The sequence below is a fragment of the Streptomyces sp. NBC_01546 genome (genome assembly GCF_045208355.1).
Classification (GTDB): domain Bacteria; phylum Actinomycetota; class Actinomycetes; order Streptomycetales; family Streptomycetaceae; genus Streptomyces.
In genome coordinates, this window is sequence record NZ_CP109379.1 from 1,523,250 (window position 1) to 1,539,831 (window position 16,582).

Annotated in this window: 14 protein-coding genes and 2 pseudogenes; 5 read left to right on the forward strand and 11 right to left on the reverse strand. The window is 69.5% G+C overall.

Annotation, left to right across the window (positions count from 1 at the left end):
* Positions 1-112: 112 nt before the first annotated feature.
* The 4 genes and pseudogenes from OHA89_RS07325 to OHA89_RS07340 form a co-directional block, all read right to left on the reverse strand.
* Positions 113-835, reverse strand: a complete 723-nt coding sequence (locus OHA89_RS07325; RefSeq protein ID WP_406368433.1) for a molybdopterin cofactor-binding domain-containing protein — start codon at positions 833-835, stop codon at positions 113-115.
* A gap of 6 nt (positions 836-841) precedes the next feature.
* A pseudogene (locus tag OHA89_RS07330) lies at positions 842-1,096 on the reverse strand (alcohol dehydrogenase catalytic domain-containing protein); the annotation flags it as partial.
* A 48-nt stretch (positions 1,097-1,144) separates the two neighbouring features.
* Positions 1,145-1,573, reverse strand: coding sequence for a nitroreductase family deazaflavin-dependent oxidoreductase (locus OHA89_RS07335; protein WP_406365713.1), 429 nt, complete (start codon positions 1,571-1,573; stop codon positions 1,145-1,147).
* 69 nt (positions 1,574-1,642) lie between these two features.
* Positions 1,643-3,478, reverse strand: a complete 1,836-nt coding sequence (locus OHA89_RS07340; protein WP_266613680.1) for a glycoside hydrolase family 15 protein — start codon at positions 3,476-3,478, stop codon at positions 1,643-1,645.
* Between the two features lie 211 nt (positions 3,479-3,689).
* On the opposite strand from OHA89_RS07340, the gene OHA89_RS07345 reads away from it, so the two are divergent.
* Positions 3,690-4,313 (forward strand): TetR/AcrR family transcriptional regulator, encoded by a 624-nt coding sequence (locus tag OHA89_RS07345; protein ID WP_266613682.1) that lies wholly within the window; start codon positions 3,690-3,692, stop codon positions 4,311-4,313.
* Between the two features lie 136 nt (positions 4,314-4,449).
* Here the strand turns inward: OHA89_RS07345 and OHA89_RS07350 are convergent, their stop codons facing one another.
* Positions 4,450-5,061, reverse strand: a complete 612-nt coding sequence (locus OHA89_RS07350; RefSeq protein WP_266613684.1) for a TetR/AcrR family transcriptional regulator — start codon at positions 5,059-5,061, stop codon at positions 4,450-4,452.
* Positions 5,062-5,184: 123 nt separating this feature from the next.
* Between OHA89_RS07350 and OHA89_RS07355 the strand changes: the two genes are divergently transcribed.
* The 3 genes from OHA89_RS07355 (at position 5,185) to OHA89_RS07365 (ending at position 8,112) form a co-directional block, all read left to right on the forward strand.
* Positions 5,185-5,841 carry an alpha/beta fold hydrolase gene (locus OHA89_RS07355; RefSeq protein ID WP_406365714.1) on the forward strand — a complete coding sequence of 219 codons (657 nt, stop codon included), beginning with the start codon at positions 5,185-5,187 and terminating at the stop codon, positions 5,839-5,841.
* A gap of 313 nt (positions 5,842-6,154) precedes the next feature.
* Positions 6,155-7,072 (forward strand): hypothetical protein, encoded by a 918-nt coding sequence (locus tag OHA89_RS07360; RefSeq protein WP_406365715.1) that lies wholly within the window; start codon positions 6,155-6,157, stop codon positions 7,070-7,072.
* Between the two features lie 41 nt (positions 7,073-7,113).
* Positions 7,114-8,112 (forward strand): TauD/TfdA family dioxygenase, encoded by a 999-nt coding sequence (locus OHA89_RS07365; RefSeq protein WP_406365716.1) that lies wholly within the window; start codon positions 7,114-7,116, stop codon positions 8,110-8,112.
* A gap of 539 nt (positions 8,113-8,651) precedes the next feature.
* Here OHA89_RS07365 and OHA89_RS07370 read toward each other — a convergent pair.
* From OHA89_RS07370 to OHA89_RS07395, 6 genes and pseudogenes are all read right to left on the reverse strand, one after another.
* Positions 8,652-9,416, reverse strand: a pseudogene (locus OHA89_RS07370) (ISL3 family transposase); the annotation flags it as partial.
* 103 nt (positions 9,417-9,519) lie between these two features.
* A complete protein-coding gene (locus OHA89_RS07375; RefSeq protein ID WP_266613691.1) occupies positions 9,520-10,515 on the reverse strand; it encodes a carbohydrate kinase in 996 nt (331 codons plus the stop codon).
* An 85-nt stretch (positions 10,516-10,600) separates the two neighbouring features.
* Complete coding sequence (locus tag OHA89_RS07380; RefSeq protein ID WP_266613692.1) at positions 10,601-11,443, reverse strand: carbohydrate ABC transporter permease; 843 nt, start codon at positions 11,441-11,443, stop codon at positions 10,601-10,603.
* 3 nt (positions 11,444-11,446) lie between these two features.
* The gene (locus tag OHA89_RS07385; RefSeq protein WP_266613693.1) at positions 11,447-12,316 is read right to left on the reverse strand and encodes a carbohydrate ABC transporter permease; all 870 of its coding nucleotides are present in this window, start codon (positions 12,314-12,316) and stop codon (positions 11,447-11,449) included.
* A gap of 199 nt (positions 12,317-12,515) precedes the next feature.
* A complete protein-coding gene (locus OHA89_RS07390; RefSeq protein WP_266613695.1) occupies positions 12,516-13,859 on the reverse strand; it encodes a sugar ABC transporter substrate-binding protein in 1,344 nt (447 codons plus the stop codon).
* 80 nt (positions 13,860-13,939) lie between these two features.
* Complete coding sequence (locus tag OHA89_RS07395; protein ID WP_266613697.1) at positions 13,940-14,959, reverse strand: LacI family DNA-binding transcriptional regulator; 1,020 nt, start codon at positions 14,957-14,959, stop codon at positions 13,940-13,942.
* Between the two features lie 180 nt (positions 14,960-15,139).
* Between OHA89_RS07395 and OHA89_RS07400 the strand changes: the two genes are divergently transcribed.
* Entirely contained in the window at positions 15,140-16,486 is a 1,347-nt protein-coding gene (locus tag OHA89_RS07400; protein WP_052872400.1) for a hypothetical protein, read from the forward strand.
* Positions 16,487-16,582: the final 96 nt, after the last annotated feature.

Consider the following 16,582-nt stretch of genomic DNA (forward strand, 5'->3'; position numbering starts at 1 on the left):
CGGTGGCGGCTCCCCGCTCGCTCGGACTCGAGGCCGGGGATCTTGGACCCCACCGTAGACCGAAGTGAATGGGGCGGCGCGACCGACACACCGGCAGGCCACCGGCCGCCGCTCAGAGCAGCGCCTCCAGCCTGATGGGCAGGTCCGTCAGACGTTTGCCGGTGGCGTTGAACACCGCGTTCCCGATGGCGGCCGGGACGCCCACGATGGTGATCTCCCCCAGCCCCTTGACCCCGATGGGATCCGCCAGGGGGTCCTCGGTGTCGATGAACGCGGCGTCCAGTTCGGGGACGTCGGCGTTGACCGGGACCAGGTAGTCGGCCAGGACCGCGTTGACGATCCGGCCGTCACGGTGGTCCGTGACCGTGCCCTCCAGCAGGGCCATCCCGATCCCGCCCACCATCCCTCCGATGGCCTGGCTGTGGGCCAGTTTGGGGCTGACCACGCGGCCCACGTCGTAGGCCGCGAACATCCGGCGGATCCGGACGAGCCCGAGGAGCGGATCGACCGACACCTCGGCGAAGACGGCGCCGTAGCCGTAACTGGAGATCCTCTCGTCCGTGTCGCCGGGCCCCCATGTGGCGGTGGCCTCCAGGCCGGGCAGACCGGCGCGGCGAAGGATCTCGCGATAGCTGTCGCCGTTCCCCCCGGAGCCGACGACGGTCTCGCCCTCCTCGGGCCGGACGGCGTGTACCGCCCCCCATGCGGTCACGCCGACGACGTACAGGCTGCCGGCCACCTCCCACGAGACCTTCTCCGGCTTGCGCGTGAGGTCACCGGCCTCGACCAGGACCAGCTCGGCCTGGGAGGCCCGCCTCTGGCTGAATCCGATCACCTCGTCGCCGGGCGAGAAACCGGCGACCCCCGCGCCGGCCTCCTCGATGACCCCGGCGAGGTCGCTGCCCTGCCCGGACGGGAACGTCGACGGGAACAGGTCCGCCAACGCCCCCGTGCGGATGACCGCCTCACTGGGGTTGATGCCGGCCGCTTTCACGCGTACGAGGACCTGCCCGTCCCCGGGCACCGGGCGTTCCACCTCGTCGACCCGCAACACGTCGATCCCGCCGAACTCGTCGTACCTGACCGCCTTGGGCATGATCCCTCTCCTTCGGCTTGCTGAAGCTGAAGCTGCCGGCGGCGTGGGCTACGCCCGCCGGAGTTCGAGCACGGGAATGGTGCGGATTCCGGCGGTCTGGCGTGCGTACTCGGCAAAGCCGGGATAACGCCGCGCTTGCTCGGCGTAGATGCGGTCGCGTTCGGCGCCGGCCAGTTCGCGGACGGTCACCTGGTAGGTCTCGGTGCCGCGTTCGACGGTGCCCTCACCGGCGGCGGTCAGGTTGCGGTACCAATCCGGGTTGGTGGGTGCTCCGCCCTTGGATGCGAAGACGTAGACGATGTCCGGCGCGGTGTCGTGCGGGAGGTACATCATCGGGCTGACGTGCTCCTGCCCGCTCTTGCGGCCGCGGTGATGGACGATGACCAGCGGAGCGCCCTCGAAGACCCCGCTGACCCTGCCCTCGTTCGCTCGGAACTCTGCGATGGTCTTCGCGTTCCGGTCGAGTGCTTCGCTCATGTCGAACTCCTGTCAGCCTGTGCCCAGCAGCAACACTTCGGGCACCTCCGTCCCGACGGTGATGCCGCGTCAGCCGAGTGCGCGGTCGAGGTTGAAGGCGGCGCTGATCAGCGAGAGGTGGGTGAAGGCCTGGGGGAAGTTGCCGAGTTGTTCGCCGGTCGGGCCGATCTCCTCGGCGAACAGACCGAGGTGGTTGGCGTAGGTGAGCATCTTCTCGAAAGCGAGCCGGGCCTCCTCCAGCCGGCCCGCGCGGGCCAGTGCCTCCACGTACCAGAAGGAGCAGATCGAGAAGGTGCCCTCGGGGCCGTGCAGGCCGTCGGGGCTGGCGGTCGGGTCGTAGCGATAGACCAGGGAGTCGGAGACCAGGTCGGCGGTGAGGGCGTCCAGGGTGGAGAGCCACTTGGGGTCGGTGGGCGAGATGAACTTGGCCATCGGCATCATCAGCAGCGAGGCGTCCAGCACGTGGTCGTCCAGCCCCTGGACGAACGCCCCTCGCTCGGCCGACCAGCCGCGCCGCATGATCTGCCGGTAGATCGCGTCCCGGGACTCCCGCCAGCGGGGCAGGTCCGCCGGCAGACCGCGGCGGTTCGCCATGCGCATCGCGCGCTCCAGTGCCACCCAGCACATCAGCCGTGAGTACACGTAGTTCCGCCGGCCCGCGCGGGTCTCCCAGATTCCCTCGTCGGGCTGGTCCCAGTGCTCGCACAGCCAGTCCACCACGGCACCGACCTCGTCCCAGCGGTCACTGCTGATCGGCTGCCCCCACTTGTCGTACAGGTAGATCGAGTCGATCAGCGCACCGTAGATGTCCAGCTGGAGCTGGCCGGTGGCGGCGTTGCCGACCCGGACCGGTGCGGAGCCGAGGTAGCCCTCCAGGTGCGACAGCTCGTACTCGGGCAGCTCGCTGCGCCCGTCGATCCCGTACATGATCTGCAACGGGCCGCTCTCCCCCGTGCCCCGCAGGATGCCCCGCTCGGAGAGAAACCCCATGAATGCCTCGGCCTCCGAGGTGAACCCCAGGCGCAGCATCGCGTAGACGCAGAAGGCGGCGTCGCGGACCCAGACGTAACGGTAGTCCCAGTTGCGCTCGCCGCCGATCTGCTCGGGCAGGCTGGTGGTCGGTGCGGCGACGATCGCACCGGTCGGCGCGTAGGTGAGCAGCTTGAGCACGAGAGCGGATCGGTTCACCATCTCCCGCCACCGCCCGTGGTAGCGCGAACCGGCCAGCCAGTGACGCCAGAACCGGACGGTCGCCTCGGCCTGCTCCTGCGCCTCGGCGCGCGGGCACGCCCGGGGCGGGACATCGTCACCGATCTGGTCGAGGGCGAACACGTGGGACTCGCCCTCCAGGAGCTTGAAGTGCGACCACACGTCCAGGCCGTCGCTCTCCAGAGGTGCGGTGGCGTTCAGCGCGAGCGTCAGTGACGGGGATCGGAACACCGCCACGTGGCCTTCGAGGTGCGTGGTGTGCGCTTCGGCGCCGTAGCCGAAGCGTGGGGCGATCCGCGCCCTGAACGGGAGGGTTCCGCGGACGCACATCACCCGCCGGATCAGCCGGTGCCGGGCCGCCTCGCGCGAGTCGTCGACCACGGGCATGAAGTCCTGTATCTCGGCCACGCCGTCCGCCGCGAAGAACCGCGTGATCAGGACGTTCGTGTCGGGGAAGTAGAACTGCCTGGTGCGTGTCTGGACGTCGGCGGCCAGCTCGAACGAGCCGCCCCGGTCGGCGTCGAGGATGGACCCGAAGACGCTGGGCGCGTCGAAGCGCGGGCAGCAGTACCAGTCGATGGTGCCGTTCGTACCGACCAGGGCGGCCGTACGAAGATCGCCGATCAGGCCGTGTTCGGGGATTGGTATGTAGCGGCCGCCGTCGGCCTGCTGGAAACCAGTCGTGTCGAACGCCATGCCGGCCTCCCTGCCGCTGCGGCGGCGCGGGCCTGGAGATGAAGCCTTGGCTTTCATGCTAGACCGCGACTCGATCCGGGGGTCTGGCGGAGCCGTGCGGACAGTGCGGACAGTGCGGACAAGATTCGGCGGCCGGCTCGCTTCAAGTTGCCGGAAGTCCGGTTCAGGCGACCGCTTGACAATGAAGTCAAGCGGTCGCTTGAGTTCTATTGTGAGGCAAGAGAAAACGGACCTTCGCCGCGAGGCCGGTCAGCGAACGCGGGACGATCTGCTGTCGGCTGCTCTCGAGCTGCTCGCACGGCGGGGGCAGGACGGGGTGACCCTCCGCGAGATCACCCAGAACGCCGGAGCCAACGTCGCCGCGGTGAGTTACCACTTCGGATCGCTGAAGGCGCTGTGCGACGTGGCGATCGAGCACGCGCTGGAGCGGTACCTGGACGCGCAGATCCGGGAGCTCGACGCTCTGGCGGGGGACGCGACGCTGAGCGAGTTGGCCGAGGCCTTCGCGCGGCCGATGGTGAGCGCGCTCGTGACCGGGGGGCGGGATCTGGCCGTGATACGGACCGTGGCGCGGGTGGGGATCGATCCGCCCGAGGGGTGGGAGAGGCTGGCCGGGAAGTTCGAGCAGGCCCGACGGCAGGCGGTGCGGGTGCTGGCGGTGCACCTTCCCGAGGTCGACGAGCGGGAGCTCGTCTTCCGCGTCCGCTGTGCGGCCGGGATGCTGAACTGGCTCGCACTGGCGCCCATCGGGGCCGAGCTGGGCGCCGAGCCCGCCGAGCGCGTGGAACGAATGCTCATCCCCGTGGTGGCCGGGGCGTTCCAGGGCACCCGGTAAGCCTCTGACCTGGGCGAATGGGCCACGCACGGCACCGCGCCGGGTTCCGCGCCACGATAATTCAATCGATTGCCTCGGGAGGTTGCGGACGGGCCCGGTACGGCAAGCGCGAGCATCCACCGGGGTCCCGGAACGTTCACCCTCCGGGCACAGCGTTCAAAGCGATGTCCAGGAGCGTCTTGGCGGCCCGCCGGGCATCTGTGAACACCTGCGCGTCGTTGCAGGAGGCTGCCAGCGCATTGGCGCCTTCGAAGACCACGGCGAGCTGCCTGCCAAGGGCCTCCGGGTCGGCCGCTCCGGCCTCTGCGGCTGTGGCCACGAGGCGATCGCGGAAGGCGTGCTTGTGTAGTTGCGCAAGGCGGGCGACCTCCGGGAGTTCTCCGGCGCCCTCGATGACGGCGTTGTGGAAGGGACACCCGCGAACGAGCGCCGACGGATCCCCCTCAAGGGGGTTGAAGATCGCCAGCAGTCGCTGGGCCGGGGAGAGGTCGTCGCGCTCCAGCTCCGCTTCGGCGGCGATGGGCGTCTCAGATTCGAACCGGCGGAGATACTCCTCCACCAGCGCGTTCTTGGTCGGGAAGTGCGCATAGAAGGTGCGGGGCGAGACGTGCGCGGCCTCGATGAGCGCCGCCACCCCGGTGGCGTGGATGCCGCGCGTGTAGAAGAGCTCCTCCGCCGCCCGCAGGATGCGCTCACGCGCACCGCGCCCGCCGCGGACCGCCCCGCTGATTGACGTCGTTGCCCCCATACCCATAAGTATAGCGATCGCTATACCTTGATGAGGTTCAGCGGCCTACGACCCCGCGACCAGCTCCTGCCCGCCCGAGCGCCGATCACGACCCCTGCAGGGCAGGCCTGAAGGGAGACTCCTATGACGCGGTCCTACGCACAGGCGCCCATCACGACGGTGTCTGCCGCCAACGACATCGAGTACGCGTACCGCGAGGTCGGCGAGGGCGGTGTGCCGCTGGTCCTGCTCATGCACTTCCGAGGCAACCTCGACAACTGGGATCCCGCCCTGGTCGACGCCCTGGCCCAGAGCCGGCGCGTCATCGCTTTCGACAACACCGGCGTCGGCCGGTCCAGCGGCAGGACGCCCAGCACGATTGCGCAGATGGCGTTGGACGCCATCGCGTTCACCGACGCCCTGGACCTGGCTCAGGTCGACGTTCTCGGCTTCTCCCTGGGCTCCTTCGTGGCCCAGGAGATCGCGCTGATCCGGCCCTCGCTCGCACGGCGCGTGGTGCTCGCCTCGGCAGCACCGCAGGGTGCGCCCGGTATGCACGGGTGGGCGAAATGGGTCATCGGGGCGGTGGGCGGGCCGGAGATCGTTCCCGCATCGGTGCTCGACGACGCCGAGGCCGCCCTGGCCGCGCACGACACCCCGGCCGACTTCTTCGACGCGATGCTGAAGCGCTACTCGGAACACGTCGGCCCGACCGTCCTCTGGGTCAGCGCACGTGCCCTCTACCTCGCCCGTGAGGACGGCGACCCGGTGCAGAACCTCATCGCAGCCTGGGCGCTGTAAGCCCATCCGAAGCCGCTACCGGCGGCCATCGAGGCCAACTCCGTTGCACCACACAGGAATTGGCTTGCAGATCAGGTTTCGTGTGGAGTGTGCGTGGCGAAATACTTCAACCATGGGCTTATCACCGGTTGCCGGTCATCCTGCTGTCGCTGTCTTCCGAGAGCCCCGAGGCGGGCGGCCCGTCCCGGTGTTGGGCCCACGGGTCGATGCCGAGGCGAAGCGGACCGCGCGCGTACTGGCCGCGGTGCCGACCCATGGCAGACCTGTCGAGCGCACCCTCGCGCTGCGGCAAGCTGCCACGGCCGCCGGTGAGTTGGCGGCCGCGCTGTCGGATCTGGCTCCGGCCGTGGTCGGTGAGGCACTGCCGGCGGAGTCGACCAGTCAGTCGTACTTCCGGGTCCGTGAGGGAGAGCTGTCGGATCAGCAGGCTGCCCTGCACGGCGTCCTGGTCGTCCACCGCGGTCTGGAAGATCTGTGTGATGCTCCGCTGTCGGGTTCCGACCTGGCGCTGGAGGTGGCCGGGATGCGGCAGTCGGTGCTCGATCTCAGTGGCGCAGCGCCCGGCGCAGTCCATGACTCCGTCCCGCCGATTGCCGTCCCGGAGGCCGGTGCGGGATCGTCGTTGGAGAGTGTGTGGAGTGCTCGGTGGCTCATCGGTCACCAGGTCCATGTCCTGTTCAACGTCTGCGCCGCGGTCGCCGTGGCCGACGCCACCGGCCATCTGCGGCACGGCGACGGCGATGCCGCGCTGACGCGGCTGGCCGATGCGACGGCGTATGTGCGCGGCTTCCCGGCGGCGATGACCCACGCCAGTACGATCCCGGCCGACTACTACATGGAGGCGATACGCCACACCATGGCGCCTCCGTCGGTGGACATCCCGTTGAGCGGGCGCCAGCATCGCGGATACAAGCTGTTCCGGGCGGCGATGAAGGACCTGCTGTCCGTGGTGCCCGACTCCTACGAGCACTTGGCGGCCCGCGCCCCGGAGCTGGCCGAGGCACGGGGTGCTCTCCTGGAAGCCGACATCGTGGACGGTGAACGGCACGTCACCCTCGCGTACTCGATGGTGCACCTGCGTCGTTCCATCGCTCAGAAGCCCGAAGGCCCCGACAACGCGGTCGCCGAACTACGGCTGATGCGGCATCGCCGCGCGGCCCAGTACGCCTCGCTGATCCGATTCGGGGACCATTACATCGCCGACGCCGTGGCCGGCCTGCGGCACTCGTGAGTCCGCGCGTCCGCCGCCCACGCCCCCGGCAGGAGACCCCGATGCCCGACACCACCCGAAGCACCGTCCTCGCAGCAGACCGGAAACTGGATCCGGCCGTTGCCGGCGCGTGCGAGCGGCTGGCCCGCACCCTGTGCACCCGCGGGCACGACCAGGTAGACAGCCCCGAGTGGGTGGCAGGGGCCCGGGACGCCTGGGAGGACCTTCCGCTACCGCTGCGCCGTGAGGTGCGCCGGTTCCGAAGGCATTCCGGCCCGCACGGCACCTTGGTGATCGGCGGCCTGCCCGTCGATCAGGCGGCCCTGCCCGCGACACCGACCGTACCCGGCTCGGTCCAGCGCCGGGCCACCATCTCGGCGGCCGTGCTCACCATGGTGGCCTGCGGGCTCGGCGAGCCCCTCGCCTACCTGGCGGAGAAATCCGGCGCCCTCGTGCAGGACGTCGTGCCCGTGCCCGGGCAGGAGACCTTCCACGGCAACGCCGGATCGGTGCCGCTTTCCTTCCACACCGAGAACGGCTTCCACCCCCACCCACCCGACTATGTGATCTTCCTGTGCCTGCGCGCCGACCACGACCGGATCGCGGGCATGCGCGTCGCCGGCATCCGCCAAGCGCTGCCGCTCGTCACCCCAGCCGGCCGCCAGGCCCTGTTCGCACCGGAGTTCATCACCACACCACCACCCTCCTTCGGCCCCGACGCCGCCGCGCCCGAGTCCGATGCCGAGCCCCGACCGGTGCTGTCGGGAGCGGTCGAGGATCCCGACATACGCATGGCACAACTCGTCACCACCCCGCTCACCCCTCGGGCCGCAGCGGCACTGGCCGAATTCGGCCGCGCCTGCGAGGCGACCGCCCGCACTCTGCGCCTGACACCCGGAGACCTCGTCGTCATCGACAACCGCGTCACCGTCCACGGCCGCACCGCCTTCCACCCCCGATACGACGGGGCAGACCGCTGGCTGCAACGCACGTACGTCACCACCGACCTGCGCCGCTCCCGCGACCACCGCCCCCACGACGGCCACATACTCGCCCGCTGACCAGCCACATCGTCCCCGTGTCGCCGCCCCGTCCGCGCTCCTCCACCACCCGCCGGGCCCATGACGTGGCGCATGAAGGCGCCGGACGGGTGGCTGACCGGTTCGGGCGCCGGGCGAGCCGCTGCCGGACCGGTAGAACTGGCCCCCATGACCGACGACGACATCGCTGCTCTCGTACGGACCCGGCGCACCGACCGCGCGTCCTGGTACTCACCGCCGACGTGGGGGCAGGTCACGACGGGCCGCGTTCGAGTGTGGCGTCAGCGGCGGCTCCTGACATACGCCTTCCGCGCCAGGGGGGCCACGTCAGCTCCGTGCAGAGGCACGGACGTCGCACAGCAGCGCCAGCGGCGCGGACACGGGCGTGGTCAGTCGCGTCACCCTTGTTCCAAGTCGGCCCGTCCCCAGTTCGGCCAGCGCGGAAGCGGGAAGGGTGGCGGGGACGCCGATCTCGTCGTGGGGTGCAGCCCTTACAGCCTCAAATGCGCGGGGGTGTCGGCCGCAGGGGGGCCAGGGAAGAAAACTGAAGCCGAGACAGCGTACAGGGGCGCGTCCAGCACGGTGGCCCAGCAGTTGCTGTGCGCCTTCACCTCGCTCAGGGCGGCTTCGCACAGGTTGTGCCACAAATGCCAGCGGTCACCGACTTGCACTGCGTCGGGCAGGGCGCGGCGGATGGCCTCGGCGTAGGTCGCGGAGCCGTCACGGCACACGACCTCGACGCCCGGATGCTCGCGCAGCCATGTCTCCAGGGTGTCGGCCGTGCGGTCGGGCAGCACGTCGATCCGCTCATGGGTCTCGGCGTCGATCACCGCGGTGGCATAGCGGTGCCGCCGGCGCAGAGCGAAATCGTCGACGCCGATCACGCGGGGCACCCGCCCGGCGGGCAACGGAATACGCAACAGGGTGCGCAGTGCCGTGTGACGAGACAGGCCCATCGCGAGTATCGCCAGCAAACGTGCCCCGGCCCGGCCCGCTAACTCCTTGACCACTGCTTTGACGTGCCTGGTCAGACGGGTTGTGCGGCGCTGGTATCGCTCCAGCACTCCGGGCACCTGCTCGCGGAAGGTGTGGCGGCAGCCGCGCGTGGGACACACCAGACGCCGCACCCGCACGCGGACCACCACCCGCCGCCCGTCCACCGACACATCGGCCACCGTCCGCAGGTGATAGCCATGCACACGGCCAGACGGCGCTCCACAACCCGGACACGGCACCGAGTCCGCCGGTGTCCGAGCCCGCACCAGAATCCGCTCGACCCCGTCGGTCACGTCCTCGATGACCAGCGGCGACAGCCCCGAAAACACCACATCTACAAGCTCGTTGACGTTCCGCACGTCATGTCAACGACGAACCAGCACTCTCCGTCACCACCGAATGTGAGCCAGGGCCGTTAACTTTACAGACCCCTCATGTGCTGTGGATGTGCTCTCGTGCGCCCGGGTTCTGGGCGGGCCGGGACGCCAAACGTTCTGCCCAGGGTGGGTCTGCGCCGGGGACGGAGCAGGTGAGGGCGGCGACGCGGGCGGCGAAGGAGCAGGCGTCGGTGGTGCCTTCGAGGGTCAGGGCGTCGAGTCGGCCGCCAAGGTGTCCGAGTGCGGTGAGGCGGTGCAGCAGGCCGGCAGTGAAGGCGTCTCCGGCGCCGACGGTGTCGATGACGTCGACGGTCGGGGCCGGGACGGTGACGCGTGCGCCGTCGAGGGAGGCGAGGGCGCCGCGTCCGCCGAGGGTGATGACGACGAGGCGCGCGCCGGCCGCGTGCCAGGTATCGCAGGCCTGTTCGGGGCTGGCCCCGGGGAGGAGCAAGCTGAGGTCGTCTTCGCTGAGGCGGAGGATGTCGGCCACGGCGCACCAGTGGTGGAGCCGCTGGTGGTAGGCGGCGGGCGGTACGAGGAGTGGGCGGACGTTGGGGTCGATGGACACGGTGGCGTGCTCGCGCGCCTTGGCGAGGTAGTCCTCGATGTGGCTGCCTCCGGGGCGGCGTATCAGCGCCAGGGAGCCGGTGTGCACGGCGACGGTTTCGCCCGGCACGGTGTCGGACAGTTCGTCGGCGGTCCACTGCCAGTCGGCGGCGCCGTCGGCGAAGAAGGAGTAGGTGGCCTGGCGGGTCTCGTCGAGGTCGGCGATGGCCAGGGTGCTGGGCTCGGGGGCGGCCACGCTGCCGCTCAGGTCGACGCCGGAGGCGCTGAGGCGGTTGCGGAAGAGGGTGCCGAAGACGTCGTTGGAGATCCGGGCGAGGAAGCGAGTGGGGGTGCCGAGTCGGGCGAGGGCAACGGCGGTGTTGGCGGGGCCGCCACCGGGCAGGACACGCAGGGCGAGATCGGCGGGGCTGGACAGGGCGGGGTCGGTGAAGGCGTCGGCGACGCACTCGCCGAGGACGGTGACGCTGCTGGTGGGGATGTTCATGGGCTGTCTCTCTGTAAAAGCGCAGTGCGGGGGGGGCTCGGTCGTAGCGTTCGTCCTTGACCTTGCGGATGGACACGCGCCGGACTCAGCCCTTGACCGCAGAGCTGGCCACGCCTTGGACGAACCACCGCTGGAAGAACGCGAAGACGATCAGCACCGGTAGGACCAGCAGGACGCCGAAGGCGAGGATCTGGCCCCAGTCCGGGGGCTGCTGGCCCTGGAAGACGCTCATCTCCAGCGGCAGCGGGCGGACCGACGGGTCGGAGACCATCAGCACCGGCCACAGGAACGAGCCCCACTGGATAAGGAAGGTCAGGATCGCCACTGAGGCGAAGGCCGGCTTGCTCATCGGGACGATGATCGCGAAGAAGGTGCGCCAGGGGCCCGCGCCGTCGATCCGGGCAGCTTCCTCGATGCTCGGTGGGATCGAGCGGAAGAACGTGTGGAACTGATAGACCGAGAAGGCGTTGGCGATGAAGGGGAGCGCCAGGATGTAGAGGGTGTTGCGCTGGTCGTTGAACATGTAGAAGAGCGGGACGGCCACCGACTCGAACGGGACCAACATCAGCAGCAGAATGAGCGTGAAGACGGCTTCTCGTCCACGCCACTTCAGCCGTGACAGCCCGTACGCGGCCATCGAGTTGACGAACAGGCCGCCCGTCACGACCACGAACGCCAGCAGCAGCGAGATGCCCATGAAGCGCCAGAAATAGCCGGTGCTGTCGGAGTTGAGGCTGCTCAGGACGGCGGAGTAGTTGTCGAAGGACAGGTCGGTCGGGAGGAAGCCGGAGAGACCGTTCAGGATCTCGTCGGACGGCTTGAGGCTGCCCAGGAACAGGTAGATCACCGGTAGCACGAAGACGGAGGCCAGCACGCTGAGTACGGCATAGTCCATGAAGCGGCGCAGGGGCGTAGGGGTCGTGCCCATGAGTCAGTCCTCGTTTCCGGGCCGGACGACGCGGCGCTGGATGAGGGTCAGGGCGACGACGATCAGGAAGAAGACGACGGTGATCGCGGACGCCTGGCCGATGTTGTTCTGGTCGAAGGCGGTGGTGACGGCCTGGTACATCACGGTGCGGGTGGCGTCCTCATCCAGACCGCCCCCGCGGACGAGGACGTACACCTGGTCGAAGACCCGGAAGGAGAGCACCGAGGTGAGCATCGCAACGAAGACGAGGGTGGAGTGGATGCCGGGCAGGGTGACGTGGCGGAACTGCTGCCAACGACTGGCGCGGTCGAGTTCGGCGGCCTCGTAGAGCTCACCCGGGATCTGCTGGAGGCCGGCGAGCAGGATGACCATCTGGAAGCCGACGCCCTGCCAGATGGACAGCACGACGATCGAGGCCATGGCGGTGGCGGAGTCGCCGAGCCAGTCGAAGGCGCCCCAATTGCCGAAACTCACCGCGTCCAGCGCGGAGTTGAGCATGCCCTGGTCACTGCGGGCCAGTATGAGTCGCCAGATCACGGCGACCAGCGCCATGGGGAAGACGACCGGCATGAAGAAGAGCGACCGGAACAATCCGATGGCCTTGAGCTTGCGGTTGAGCAGGATCGCCAGGGCCAGTGCCAGGGCCGTCTGCACGGGTACGACGAACACGGCGAAGGTCAGGTTGTTGAGCAGGGCCCGCAGGAACGGGCCGGACAGGTCGGGGTCGGTGAACAGCCTCCGGTATTGCTCCAAGCCGAAGAAGCTGGGCTCCAGCGGGGAGCCGAGGCGGACGTTGTAGAAGGAGAGCACCACGGCGTAGCCGAACGGCACACCGACGAAGACGATCAGTCCGACGACGGCCGGGGCGGACATGAGTAGTCCGTGCAGCCAGTCACGGTTCTTGCGGCCCGGCCGCGCTGATCGCGTCGATCGCGCGGATGTCACGGATGTCACGGATGAGGCCTGCTCCGGGCCGGGCGGCGCGGCGTGCGCGGGTTCCACGGATGTCACGGGAGGGTCCTGTTCCTGGCGGGGTGGGCGCGGCAGCCGCGGCCGCCCGGGCCGATGGGTCCTACGGGATCTTGTAGCCGGCGTTGTCGGAGAAGTCCTGGTCGATGGCGCGGGCGGCCTTTTGCAGAGCGCTCTCGGGGTCGGCGCCACCGTAGATGGAGTTCAGGGCCTCGCTGAACTTCGAGGTGACCAGGGGGTAGCCGGCGGTCACCGGGCGGGTGACGGCGACGCAGGACTTGGTGATGTCCTTGTCGCCGCAGGGCTTGGCGAGCTGGTCGGCGTAGAGCTGGAGCGGGCCGCCCTGCTTGTAGAGCTCGCTCTTGTCGAGCGCGGTCTTGGTGGCGGGCACCGCCCCGTTGGCCGTTGTCATGGCGGTGATGTTGGCGTCGTTCAGGAGGGTGTCCAGGAACGTGCCGGCGGCCTTGGCGTTCTTGCTGTCGGCGCCGATGCCCCAGGCCCAGGAGCCCTGGCCGGTCTTGGGGCCGTTGCCGAAGTCGGGCAGCGGCAGTACGACGAGGTCGTCGCCGAGGGCCTCGCTGTAGGCGGGGTACATCCAGTGGCCGACCCAGCTCAGGGCGACGCGGCCCTTGGCGAAGGCGTTGCCGTCGGTGTTGGGGTCGACATACGTCTTCCAGGACTGGAAGGTCTTCATGGCCGAGATCACGGCCGGGGTGTCGAGGGCGCCTTCCGCCTTGCCGTCCTTGAGGAGGGAACCTCCCGCGGACCAGACGACCGGGGCGAAACCGTAGGTGCCCCACTCGTTGGCGTAGCCGCCGGTCTCCTGGAGGTCGAGGGTCTTGCCGTCGGTGTCCACGGCCTTCAGCGCCCCCAGCGCGGCGGTGAACTCCGTCGCCGTCCAGTCATTGGACAGGCTGGTCGGGTACTTCACCCCGGCCGCGTCGAGCAGCTTCTTGTTGCCGTAGATCCCCAGGCCGGAGTCGAACATGCCCAGGCCGTAGTGCTTGCCGCCGACCTCGCCCTGCGCCTTGCTCGCGTCGGTGGCGTTGTCCATGGTCTTGGTGGAGACGTGCGTGTCGATGGGGGCGAGCTTCTTGTTGTAGACGAAGTTCGCCATGGTCGGGCCGTCGAACTCCATCACGTCCGGCAGCTTGGAGGCGTCGGTGGCCGTGATGGTCTTGGTGTAGTCGGCCTCGGGGATCAGCTTCAAGTCGACCTTGATGTCGCCCTGCGAGGAGTTGAAGGACTTCACCGCGTTCTGCAGCGCACTGGCCTCGTTCTTCTGGCCCTGGTGGGCCCAGACGCTGATGGTGCCCTTGCCGCTTCCGGCCTCGGCGGAGGCATCGGTGCCGCCGCCCGAGCCGCAGGCGGCCAGCGCCACCACGGGGAGAGCGAGGGCCAGGCCCGTACGGACGGTACGGCGGTACTTTCTGTTGGTCGAGCTCATGGTTTGTGCCTCCGTGCTGTGGCGAGGGTTCGAAGTGCGGGGGGAGCTTTCCGGGGCGTGGGGGTGCGGCGCTCGGGGGGTTACCTCGGGCCGCGCAGGCGCGGCGGGGCGGTGGTCTCGCGCAGGACGAGACGGATGGGCATCTGCACCAGCCCCGGCGGCTCGGCGTCGGGTTCGTCCAGTTGCCGCAGCAGCAGCCGGGCGGCCTCGGCGCCCTGGTCGGCAACCGGCTGGGCGACGGTGGTCAGTCCGACCACGTCGGCGAGTTCGTGGTCGTCGAAGCCGACGACGGACACGTCGTCCGGCACCTTCAGCCGGTGGCGGCGCAGGGCGCGCAGTGCGCCCATCGCCATCTCATCCGACTGCGCGAACACGGCAGTCGGCGGGCGGGAGACAGCCAGCAGCTCGGTCATGGCCCGCTCACCGCCCTCGACGGTGTAGTCGCCGTCCGCTTCCAGGGCCGCATCGTGCTCTATCCCCGCATCGGTCAGGACGTCCAGGTAGGCGCTGCGCCTTTCGACGGGGGTGGTCCAGTGCAGCGGCCCACTGGACCCGCTGATCATCCCGATCCGTCGGTGACCGAGGTTCACCAGGTGGCGTACGGCGCTCTCCGTTCCGGCCCGGTCGTCGATGCCGACGACGGTGAAGCCGAGCCGGGCTCCGCCGACCGTGGTGGCCAGCGGCACCCCGAGTGAACGCAGTGCAGCCGACTCCTCCTCGTCAGGGATGAGGAGCGACAGCACGGCGTCCACCCGCTTGCGGACCGGCAGCTTGGTGAAGAAACGCTTGCGTGTCTCCGGCGATCCCAGGTTGTACAGCAGCACGTCGTACCCGGCGGCGCTGAAGACCTGCTCGGCGGCGTCCAGCACGGTGCCGAAGAACCAGCGGCCGACGTACGGGACCACGACCCCGATGGTGAAGGTGCGCCCGCTGGCCAGGCTCGACGCGGAACGCGAGGCGGTGTAGCCGAGCTGGGCGGCGAGGGCCGCGATCTGCGTCCGCACCTCCTCGGACACGCCCGGCCGTCCGCGCAGCGCGCGGGACACGGTGGACGTCGAGACTCCGGCGGCGCGGGCGACATCGGTGATGCTGGCCGTCACGGCGCATTCCCTCCCGTTGGTTTCACGTCGATGTGATCTGCAGGTGACGTGACCGTAAACCCGCCCTCGTTGTTGCGCAAGCGTTTGCGTTCGGATTTACTTGGGCTGATCCTTGAGAGACCTTTTTGTTATCAAGCATCAGCGCATACGTTTGGGCGCTGTGAGCCGACAGGAATGTGCATGCGATACGCCCCGCCCGGCCTCTGCGTGAACGACTTCGCCCTCCTGCGGGACGAGGACGGCACATACGCGGTGCTGCACCTGCAGGGGCCCTGGACAACGGAGTTCGATCATCTGCGGATGGAGACCTCCTACGGCCGGGCAACCTCCACCGACCTGGTCCACTGGCAGCCCCAGGGCACCGCCTTCGGCAACGGCCTGCCCGGCCGCTTCGACCAGCAGGCCGTGTGGACCATGCACCCCATCCGGCACGGCGACGCAATGACGATGTTCTACACCGGCGTCTTCGGTCTCACACCGGGCGGCTGGCCGGTCCAGTCGGTCGGACTGGCGTACTCGGACCGCACGGACGGCACCGGTTGGCGCCGCCATGGCACCAGGCCGGTCGTCGAGGCGGACCCGCGCTGGTACCGCACCAGCGAGAAGATGGCCTGGCGTGACCCGTTCGTCGTACGCGATGACGCGTCGGACGGCTGGGTCATGGTCGTCTGCGCCAGCGACGCCTCCCTCCCGGTGGAGGTCAGCGGCTGTGTCGCCCTGGCCACCTCGGCGGACCTGGAGCACTGGACCGTCCATCCGCCGCTCATCTCCCCCGGTGACGTCGATGAACTGGAATGCCCGGTCCTGGAACGCCTCGACGACGGAAGCTGGCTGCTGCTCGGCTCCATCGGCGCGACCCGCGGCTTCGAGTCGTGGACCGCCCCCAGCCTGCGCGGGCCCTGGACCCGCCGCGGTCCCCTCGGCCCGGCCGGCGCCTACGCCCCGCGCGTCATCGTCGCGCCCGATGGCTCCCGCGTCGTGCTGCACACTACGCCTCGCCGGGTCGGCCTCACTGACTCCGGCGAGACCTGCCGCGGGATGCTCGCCCAGCCCAAGTCCCTTGTCATGTTGGACGGTTCGACGCCCCGCCTGGAATGGTGGCCCGGCCTGGACGTCTGGCTCGGCGAGGAAACGGAGCACCCCGCCCCGCACGCAGTCGGCGACATCGGCCTCACCGGGCCCGTCGACGTTATTCTCCGCACCGATTCCCCGGACGGCAGCCCCGCCCTCGTTGTCGGCTGCGACGGCAAGAACCTCTGGGTCACCGGCCCCGAGGGGACCCGGCTCGGCGAGACCGTCCTGACCGAACCCGCCGCCACGCTGCGCATCCTCACCATTGGCGAGTACGTCGAGGTCTACGCCGACGGCCTCTTCGTCCTGACCACCCTGTGCTACTCCGGGCACCCCGCCCCGTGGACGGCCGCCACCGAAGGCCGCGAACGCACCATCCCTGTCCGCCCGATCCGGCTGCCCGACCCGCACCGCGACGACGCCTCGGCCATCTGGCCAGGCTCCACAACACCCTGACGGGCGACAGCCCACGCCCGTCTGATCGTCACCCGGCACGACCCCGGAAAGGCTCAATCGGGTGTGCGAGGACATCGACCGCCCGCCAGGAACTGG

Coding starts and splice junctions, on each gene's coding strand:
- OHA89_RS07375 (WP_266613691.1), bottom strand. CDS start 10,515: ATGAACATCCCCACCAGCAGCGTCACCGTCCTCGGCGAGTGCGTCGCC.
- OHA89_RS07365 (WP_406365716.1), top strand. CDS start 7,114: ATGCCCGACACCACCCGAAGCACCGTCCTCGCAGCAGACCGGAAACTG.
- OHA89_RS07355 (WP_406365714.1), top strand. CDS start 5,185: ATGACGCGGTCCTACGCACAGGCGCCCATCACGACGGTGTCTGCCGCC.
- OHA89_RS07350 (WP_266613684.1), bottom strand. CDS start 5,061: ATGGGGGCAACGACGTCAATCAGCGGGGCGGTCCGCGGCGGGCGCGGT.
- OHA89_RS07400 (WP_052872400.1), top strand. CDS start 15,140: ATGCGATACGCCCCGCCCGGCCTCTGCGTGAACGACTTCGCCCTCCTG.
- OHA89_RS07340 (WP_266613680.1), bottom strand. CDS start 3,478: ATGGCGTTCGACACGACTGGTTTCCAGCAGGCCGACGGCGGCCGCTAC.
- OHA89_RS07380 (WP_266613692.1), bottom strand. CDS start 11,443: ATGGGCACGACCCCTACGCCCCTGCGCCGCTTCATGGACTATGCCGTA.
- OHA89_RS07385 (WP_266613693.1), bottom strand. CDS start 12,316: ATGTCCGCCCCGGCCGTCGTCGGACTGATCGTCTTCGTCGGTGTGCCG.
- OHA89_RS07335 (WP_406365713.1), bottom strand. CDS start 1,573: ATGAGCGAAGCACTCGACCGGAACGCGAAGACCATCGCAGAGTTCCGA.
- OHA89_RS07390 (WP_266613695.1), bottom strand. CDS start 13,859: ATGAGCTCGACCAACAGAAAGTACCGCCGTACCGTCCGTACGGGCCTG.